Consider the following 8,252-nt stretch of genomic DNA (forward strand, 5'->3'; position numbering starts at 1 on the left):
GGCTGCAGGCTTGGCCCGCCGAAAAATAGCCGGGAATTGTACCTGATACACGGCGCAAGCGTCACGTTCGCCTGTCACCCGGATTGCATACGAAAACGCCCCGATCTGTCGACCGAGGCGTTTTCGCGATTAAAGCATTGGCAACAACGCGGCCATCAACCGGCCCGTCGCAACAACCAGACGCCTGCCAGCGCACAGACCGTGGCCGGCACCAGCACCGCGAACAGCGGCGAGAAACCGAACACCAGGCTTGATGGACCGAGCAAATCCTGGACGATGCGGAAGGTGAAGCCCACCAGCACACCGGTGAACACCCGCTGACCGAGGGTGACCGAGCGCAACGGACCGAAAATGAAGGAAATCGCCATCAGCACCAGTGCGGCGGTGACCAGCGGCTGCAACACCTTGACCCAAAATGCCAGCCAGTAACGACCGTTGCTCAGGCCCTGATCCGCCAGATAGTGGATATAGCCCCACAGACCGGAAATCGACAGCGCCTCAGGCGCCATCACCACCGTGTTGAGCAATTGCGGACTCAGCGACACGTCCCACTCCTCGCTCGGCGCATTCACCACTTCGGTACTGCGTTCGTGGAAAACCGTGGTAGCTACGTCGGTGAGCAGCCAGCGCTTGCCGTCGAAATCCGCACGTTTGGCGAAGCTGGAGCTCAGCAGGTGGCGCTCCTTGTCGAAGTGATAGCGGGTCACGCCATACAACAGGCCGTTGGGTTGCACGGCGTTGATGTGGATGAACTCCTCACCCTGACGGTGCCACATGCCGTGCTTGGCGCTTTGCGCGTCGCCGCTGCCTTGCGCCAGGGAGCGATTGGCCTGGGCCATGCTTTCGGTGGCCGGGGCCACGTACTCGCCAATCAGCACGCCGGCCAGCATCAGCACCAGCATCGGCTTCATGACCGCCCAGACGATGCGCCCGATGGACACACCCGCCGCACGCATGACCGTCAGCTCGCTGCTGCTAGCCAGACTGCCGAGGCCGATCAGACAGCCGATCAGCGCGGCCATCGGCAGCATTTCATACAAGCGACGTGGCGCGGTGAGGATGACGAAGCTCAGCACATCGGTCAGCGTATAGGTATCGCTGACGTCGCCCATCTCGTCGATGAAAGCGAACAGTGTCGCCAGACCCAGAATGATCGCCAGCACGGCGATGATCGCCATGAACACACTGCTGCCGATGTAGCGGTCGAGTTTAACCACGGGCCACCTCCAGCGCAGCGCTGCGACGGCTGGCCAGTTTCAGGCGCATGGGCTCCCAGTACAACAGGCCGAGACCGATGACCAGGAAGATCCCGTGCACCCACCACAAGCCGAGGCCCGACGGGATCTTGCCTTTTTCGAGGGCGCCGCGGGCGGCAATCAGGATGGTCAGGTAAGCCATATAAAGAAGAATCGCCGGCAGCAGCTTCAGGAAACGGCCCTGACGCGGATTGACCCGCGACAGCGGCACCGCCATCAGAGTCACGATGAATACCAGCAACGGCAGCGAAAGGCGCCATTGCAGTTCGGCCTTGGAGCGCACGTCGTCATTGCTCAGCAGGGTCGAAGTGGGGATCGCATCACGGTCGGTGACTTCGTCACTGGCATCAGGTTTGGGCAGCAATACGCCGTAGGTGTCGTATTTGATCGCACGATAATCGGCCTGGCCCGGACTGCCGTCATAGCGATAGCCATTGTGCAGGATCAGGTAGCGGTTGCCGTCCGGACGGATTTCCTGACGGCCCTTCTCGGCCACCAGCACGGAAATCCCTCGGTCTTTCTGATCGGAGCCGAGGTTCTTCTGCGAGATGAACACGCCGCTGAGGTTGACGCGATCATCAGTCAGCGTTTCGGTGTAGGTCACCCGGGTGCCGTCACGCAACTCCTGAAAACGGCCAGGCTCTAGGGTATCGAACTCGGTCAGGGCGTCCTGCTTGTTCAGCAACAGCTGAAACTGGGTGGCGCCCTGCGGGGCCAGGCTCAGGCTCAGCCACGCGACCACCAGTGCCACCAGCGTTGCCGGGAACAGGGTCATGCGCAGCAGACGCTGCTGACTCATGCCGGTGGCCGAGAGCACGGTCATTTCGCTTTCGAGGTACAACCGGCCGTAAGCCAGCAGGATCCCGAGAAACAACCCCAATGGCAGGATCAGTTGCATGAAACCCGGCAGACGGTAACCCATGATCAGGAACAGCGATCCCGGATCGAGTTGGCCCGCAGCGGCCTGGGCAAGGTATTTGATGAAGCGACCGCTCATGATGATGACCAGCAGCACGGCGCTGACGGCGCTCAGGGTCAACATCACTTCACGGGACAGATAACGGAAGACGATCAAACCAGACACTCCAGGGTTGTCAGGCTAAGGCGGCCAAACAAGCAAACGTTTCGAGCGGCCCGCAAGGCAGAGCCGTCGAAAAAAGATGCGGCATTATCCTGTGATTGAGGGCGCCTGTCACTGCGCACACTCACCCAAGCGTGTAATCGGTTGAAGATCGTGCCGCCGAGGGTTGTCAGGCGCAGGGAGCGAGGTTCAAACTGCCGCCTTTGTCGCAGGCACTGGCCTGCGTCTCTTCTATCTATAAGCAGGCGACTGCGGACACCGTCGAACGCCTGTGTGTTGACCATTCATTCAGGGATCCGGACATGGAACTGGTTGTAAAAAGCGTTAGCCCAGAAACGTTGAAAACCGCCACCCTGGTGGTTGCCGTCGGCGAAGGCCGCAAACTCGGCGTGGCCGCCGGACAGGTCGACGAGCTGAGCGGCGGCGCGATCAGCGCCGTACTCAAGCGTGGCGATCTGGCCGGCAAGGTCGGTCAAAGCCTGCTGCTGCACAGCCTGCCGAACCTCAAGGCCGAGCGCGTGCTGCTGGTCGGCGTGGGCAAGGATGAAGAACTGGGCGACCGTCCGTTCCGTAAAATCGTTGCCAGCATCCTCAATACCCTGAAAGGTCTGGGCGGCAGCGACGCCGTACTGGCCCTGGATGAAATCATCGTCAAAAACCGCGACAGCTACGGCAAGACCCGTCTGCTGGCGGAAACCCTGGTGGACGGCGAATACACTTTCGACCAGTTCAAGAGCCAGAAAGCCGAACCGCGCGCCCTGAAGAAAATCACCCTGCTGACCATCAAGGCAGCCCAGGCTGAAGTGCAACGCGCCGTGACCCACGCCACCGCGATCGCCAACGGTATGGCCTTCACCCGCACGTTGGGCAACCTGCCGCCGAACATTTGCCACCCGACGTTCCTTGGCGAGCAAGCCAAGAACCTCGGCAAAGAGTTCAAGGATCTGAAAGTCGAAGTCCTCGACGAGAAGAAAATCAAAGCGCTCGGCATGGGTTCGTTCTACGCCGTCGGCCAGGGCAGCGCCCAGCCGCCGCGCCTGATCGTCATGCAATACAACGGTGGCAAGAAGTCCGAGAAGCCTTACGCGCTGGTCGGTAAAGGCATCACCTTCGACACCGGCGGCATCAGCCTCAAGCCGGGCGCCGGCATGGACGAGATGAAATACGACATGGGCGGCGCCGCCAGCGTGTTCGGCACCCTGCGTGCGGTGCTCGAGCTGAAGCTGCCGATCAACCTGGTGTGCATCCTCGCCTGCGCCGAAAACATGCCGAGCGGCACTGCTTCGCGTCCGGGCGACATCGTCACCACCATGAGCGGCCAGACCGTGGAAATCCTCAACACCGACGCCGAAGGCCGTCTGGTGCTGTGCGACGCCCTGACCTACTCCGAGCGCTTCAAGCCGCAAGCCGTGATCGACATCGCCACCCTGACCGGTGCCTGCGTGGTTGCACTGGGCGCCCACACTTCGGGCCTGCTGGGCAACAACGACGAGCTGATCGGGCAACTGCTCAGCGCCGGTAAAGCCGCTGACGACCGCGCTTGGCAACTGCCGCTGTTCGACGAATACCAGGAGCAACTGGACAGCCCGTTCGCCGACATCGCCAACATTGGCGGGCCGAAGGCCGGCACCATCACCGCTGCGTGCTTCCTGTCGCGCTTCACCAAGAACCTCAACTGGGCGCACCTGGACATCGCGGGCACCGCGTGGACCAGCGGCGGCAAGGACAAGGGCGCCACCGGTCGTCCGGTGCCGCTGCTGACTCAATACCTGCTGGACCGCGCCAAAGCCTGAAACCGATGAACCTGGGCGGCGTCACTTTACGGTGACGCCGCTCAAGGCTCAGGAACCGCAATGACCAAAGTCGACTTCTATATCCTGCCCAGCGCCGACCCTTCGGCTCGTCTGGACTTTGCCTGCAAGCTCACCGAGAAAGCCTGGCGCATGGGTCATCGCATCTACCTGCACTGCAGCGATGCTGCCCAGCGTGACGATCTCGATGCGCGCCTGTGGGCGTTCAAGGGCGAAACGTTCGTGCCCCACGGCCCTGCCGAGAGCGAACCGGACGGTTTGATCGTGCTGGGACTGGGCGCTGACTGCGGCGCGCATCAGGACCTGCTGGTCAACCTCGACCTGAAAGTCCCGGCCTTCGCCAGCCAATTCGCCCGCGTGGCGGAAGTGGTGGTGGAAGATCCGGTGATTCGCGCGGCGGCACGGGAGAGTTTCCGTTTCTACCGCGAACAGGGCTATCCTCTGCAAGATCACCGTTTACAGCGACTCTGAGTACGCCGATGGACACTCCAAAACCGCTGCAAAAGCCTGCGCACCTGCTGGACGATCTCGAATCGATCCGCCAGTTGCTCGGCGATGACAACCTGCAACCGCCACTGCTGACCGACACGGTCGATGACGGTGAACAGGAACAGATTCCGATGTTGTTCGAGGCCGTCGACACCGCGCCGCCCGCCATCGAACCGCCCCAGGCTCCGGCCCCGGCGCCTGCTGCCAAACCGGCAGCACCTGTGGATAAAGGCCCGGACGCCCTGCTGCACCTGGACAGCGAACTGCGCGCCGCCGCGCAATTGATCATGCAGGACGTGATCGACGACTTCGCGCCGCACATCGAAACCGAAATCAAACGCCGCCTCGAGGCGCGGATGGAGCGGTTGCTGAGCCAATACGAATAACCCGGCCTTCGGTATTTTTTGTGGCGAGGGAGCTTGCTCCCGCTGGGGTGCGAAGCGCCCCCAAAACCATTCAACAGTGTTTTGTCCGCGAAGCCTGCGTGGCAGTTTTTACGACTGCTGCGCAGCCGAGCGGGAGCAAGCTCCCTCGCCACAGAGTTCGCGATCACATTTAGATCTCCACCCGGCCCGCCCCGCTCGCCCTCGGCCCCATGCCCCGCTATACTTCCCGGCTTTTCCTGAATAAATGCCAATAGGGTCCCGCCGCGCATGGATAAGACCTACCAGCCGCACGCCATTGAAACTTCCTGGTACAACACCTGGGAGTCCGAGAACTATTTCGCACCGCAAGGCGCGGGCGATTCCTACACCATCATGATCCCGCCGCCGAACGTCACCGGCAGCCTGCACATGGGTCACGGTTTCAACAACGCGATCATGGACGCCCTGATCCGTTTCCGCCGCATGCAGGGTCGCAACACCCTGTGGCAGCCGGGCACCGACCACGCCGGTATCGCCACGCAGATGCTGGTCGAGCGTCAACTGGAAGCCACCGGCCAGAACCGTCACGACCTGGGCCGCGAGAAATTCCTCGAGAAAGTCTGGGAGTGGAAGGATCAGTCCGGCGGCAACATCAGCCGACAGATCCGCCGCCTCGGCTCGTCCGTGGACTGGAGCCGCGAGCGCTTCACCATGGACGACGGTCTCTCGGAAGCGGTTAAAGAAGCCTTCGTGCGCCTGCACGAAGACGGTCTGATCTATCGCGGCAAGCGTCTGGTCAACTGGGATACCAAGCTGCACACGGCGATTTCCGACCTCGAAGTGGAAAACCACGACGAGAAAGGTTTCCTGTGGAACCTCAAGTACCCGCTGGCCGACGGCGCGAAAACCGCTGAAGGCAACGATTTCCTGATCGTCGCGACCACCCGTCCGGAAACCATGCTCGGCGACTCCGCCGTCGCGGTTAACCCGAACGACGAACGCTACAAAGCCCTGATCGGCAAGTTTGTCGAGCTGCCACTGGTTGGCCGCCGCATCCCGATCATCGCCGACGATTACTGCGATCCAGAATTCGGCACCGGCTGCGTGAAAATCACCCCGGCCCACGATTTCAACGACTACGAAGTCGGCAAGCGCCACAACCTGCCGCTGCTGAACATCTTCGACAAGAACGCCAACGTGCTGCCAGCCGCCCAGGTGTTCAACCTCGACGGCACGCTGAACGACAGCATCGACGGCAAGATCCCGGCTGAATACGCCGGTCTCGAGCGTTTCGAAGCGCGCAAGCAGATCGTCGCTGCGTTCGACGCCGCCGGCCTGCTGGTCAGCGTCGACGATCACAACCTGAAAGTGCCGAAAGGCGACCGCTCCGGCACCGTCATCGAGCCGTGGCTGACCGACCAGTGGTACGTTTCCACCAAGCCGCTGGCTGAGCCGGCGATTGCCGCCGTTGAAGACGGCCGTATCCAGTTCGTGCCGAAGCAGTACGAAAACATGTACTTCTCGTGGATGCGCGACATCCAGGACTGGTGCATCAGCCGTCAGCTGTGGTGGGGCCATCGGATTCCGGCCTGGTACGACGAGTCGGGCAAGGTCTACGTCGGTCGCGACGAAGCCGAAGTGCGTGCCAAGCACAACCTCGGACCGGACGTTGCGCTGCAACAGGACAACGACGTGCTCGACACCTGGTTCAGCTCGGGTCTGTGGACCTTCTCCACCCTCGGCTGGCCGGAAAAAACCGAATTCCTGAAGAAATTCCACTCCACCGACGTGCTGGTCACCGGTTTCGACATCATTTTCTTCTGGGTTGCCCGGATGATCATGCTGACGATGCACCTGATCAAGAACGAGGACGGCACCCCGCAGGTGCCGTTCAAGACCGTTTACGTGCACGGCCTGGTGCGTGATGGCCAGGGCCAGAAGATGTCCAAGTCCAAGGGCAACGTCCTGGACCCGCTGGACATCATCGACGGTATCGAGCTGGAAGCACTGGTGCAGAAGCGCACCTCCGGCATGATGCAGCCGAAACTGGCGAAGAAGATCGAGAAACAGACCCGCGACGAGTTCGCCGACGGCATCGCCAGCTACGGCACCGACGCCCTGCGCTTCACCTTCTGCTCGCTGGCGTCCACCGGTCGCGACATCAAGTTCGACATGGGCCGCGTCGAAGGCTATCGCAACTTCTGCAACAAGATCTGGAACGCCGCGCGTTATGTTCTGGACAAGGGCGAAGACTGCGGCCAGAACGGTGAAGCCTACGAGCTGTCGCTGGCTGATCGCTGGATCATCTCGCAGCTGCAGCGCACTGAAGCCGAAGTGACCCGTCAACTGGATCAATTCCGTTTCGACCTCGCCGCGCAAGCGCTGTACGAGTTCATCTGGAACCAGTACTGCGACTGGTACCTGGAACTGTCCAAGCCAGTGCTGTGGGACGAGAACGCCCCGGTCGAGCGTCAGCGCGGCACCCGTCGCACGCTGGTGCGCGTACTGGAAGTGGCGCTGCGTCTGGCGCACCCGTTCATGCCGTTCATCACTGAAGAAATCTGGCAGCGCATCGCGCCGCTGGCCGGTATTCAGGGCAAGACGATCATGCTGCAACCTTGGCCGGTGGCCAACGAGGAGCGCATCGATCCGGCCGCCGAAGACGACATCGAATGGCTCAAGGGTCTGATGCTCGGCACACGCAACATCCGTGGCGAGATGAACATTGGCCCGGGCAAACCGCTGCCGATCTACCTGAAGAACGTCAGCGCTGAAGATCAGCGTCGTCTGACCGAGAACGAAGCACTGTTGAAGAAGCTGGCGCGTCTGGAATCGATCACCGTTCTGGCCGCTGGCGAAGAAGCGCCGCTGTCCGCCACCGCGCTGGTCGGCGAGATGGAAGTGCTGGTGCCGATGGCCGGTCTGATCGACAAGGGCGCCGAACTGGCGCGTCTGGACAAGGAAATCCTGCGTCTGCAGGGCGAAGTTCAGCGCGTTGGTGGCAAGCTGTCGAACGCCGGTTTCGTTGACAAGGCCCCGGCCGAAGTCATCGAGAAGGAACGCGCCAAGCTGGCCGAGGCTGAACAAGCCCTGGGCAAACTGGCCGAGCAGCACGCGCGGATTTCCAGCCTGTAACGGCAAGCCGCAATGAACAAGGGAGGCCCGCAACGGCCTCCCTTTTTTATTCAAGAATCGCTACAAATCCCTGTGGGAGCGGGGGGGGGGGGGGAGGGGGGGGGAGGGGGGGGAG

General features: G+C 61.8%; 6 protein-coding genes. 4 read left to right on the top strand and 2 right to left on the bottom strand.

What is annotated here, in order from left to right; genetic code table 11:
• Positions 1–155: 155 nt before the first annotated feature.
• Together lptG and lptF are read right to left on the bottom strand one after the other, a co-directional pair.
• On the bottom strand, positions 156–1,217 hold the full coding sequence (gene lptG / locus AC27VU_RS21200) for an LPS export ABC transporter permease LptG (RefSeq protein WP_003221924.1): 1,062 nt from the start codon (positions 1,215–1,217) through the stop codon (positions 156–158).
• Positions 1,210–2,331: an LPS export ABC transporter permease LptF gene (lptF, locus tag AC27VU_RS21205; protein ID WP_003221922.1), complete on the bottom strand. Its 1,122-nt coding sequence runs from the start codon at positions 2,329–2,331 to the stop codon at positions 1,210–1,212. The genes lptG and lptF overlap by 8 nt, the downstream gene beginning before the upstream one ends.
• 308 nt (positions 2,332–2,639) lie before the next feature.
• Here lptF and AC27VU_RS21210 point away from each other — a divergent pair, with 308 nt between their 5' ends.
• The 4 genes from AC27VU_RS21210 to AC27VU_RS21225 all read left to right on the top strand — a co-directional run bounded on the left by AC27VU_RS21210 (position 2,640) and on the right by AC27VU_RS21225 (position 8,137).
• Entirely contained in the window at positions 2,640–4,130 is a 1,491-nt protein-coding gene (locus AC27VU_RS21210; RefSeq protein ID WP_488724860.1) for a leucyl aminopeptidase, read from the top strand.
• Between the two features lie 60 nt (positions 4,131–4,190).
• Positions 4,191–4,619 carry a DNA polymerase III subunit chi gene (locus AC27VU_RS21215; RefSeq protein WP_003221918.1) on the top strand — a complete coding sequence of 143 codons (429 nt, stop codon included), beginning with the start codon at positions 4,191–4,193 and terminating at the stop codon, positions 4,617–4,619.
• An 8-nt stretch (positions 4,620–4,627) separates the two neighbouring features.
• Positions 4,628–5,023 carry a hypothetical protein gene (locus AC27VU_RS21220; RefSeq protein WP_003221916.1) on the top strand — a complete coding sequence of 132 codons (396 nt, stop codon included), beginning with the start codon at positions 4,628–4,630 and terminating at the stop codon, positions 5,021–5,023.
• A 267-nt stretch (positions 5,024–5,290) separates the two neighbouring features.
• A complete protein-coding gene (locus tag AC27VU_RS21225; RefSeq protein WP_007965170.1) occupies positions 5,291–8,137 on the top strand; it encodes a valine--tRNA ligase in 2,847 nt (948 codons plus the stop codon).
• Positions 8,138–8,252: the final 115 nt, after the last annotated feature.

This window comes from Pseudomonas sp. 14P5.3.2 (genome assembly GCF_057799175.1).

Excerpts from the sequence above, each read along its gene's own strand:
- AC27VU_RS21215 (WP_003221918.1), top strand. The coding sequence starts at position 4,191 with ATGACCAAAGTCGACTTCTATATCCTGCCCAGCGCCGACCCTTCGGCT.
- AC27VU_RS21210 (WP_488724860.1), top strand. The coding sequence starts at position 2,640 with ATGGAACTGGTTGTAAAAAGCGTTAGCCCAGAAACGTTGAAAACCGCC.
- AC27VU_RS21225 (WP_007965170.1), top strand. The coding sequence starts at position 5,291 with ATGGATAAGACCTACCAGCCGCACGCCATTGAAACTTCCTGGTACAAC.
- AC27VU_RS21220 (WP_003221916.1), top strand. The coding sequence starts at position 4,628 with ATGGACACTCCAAAACCGCTGCAAAAGCCTGCGCACCTGCTGGACGAT.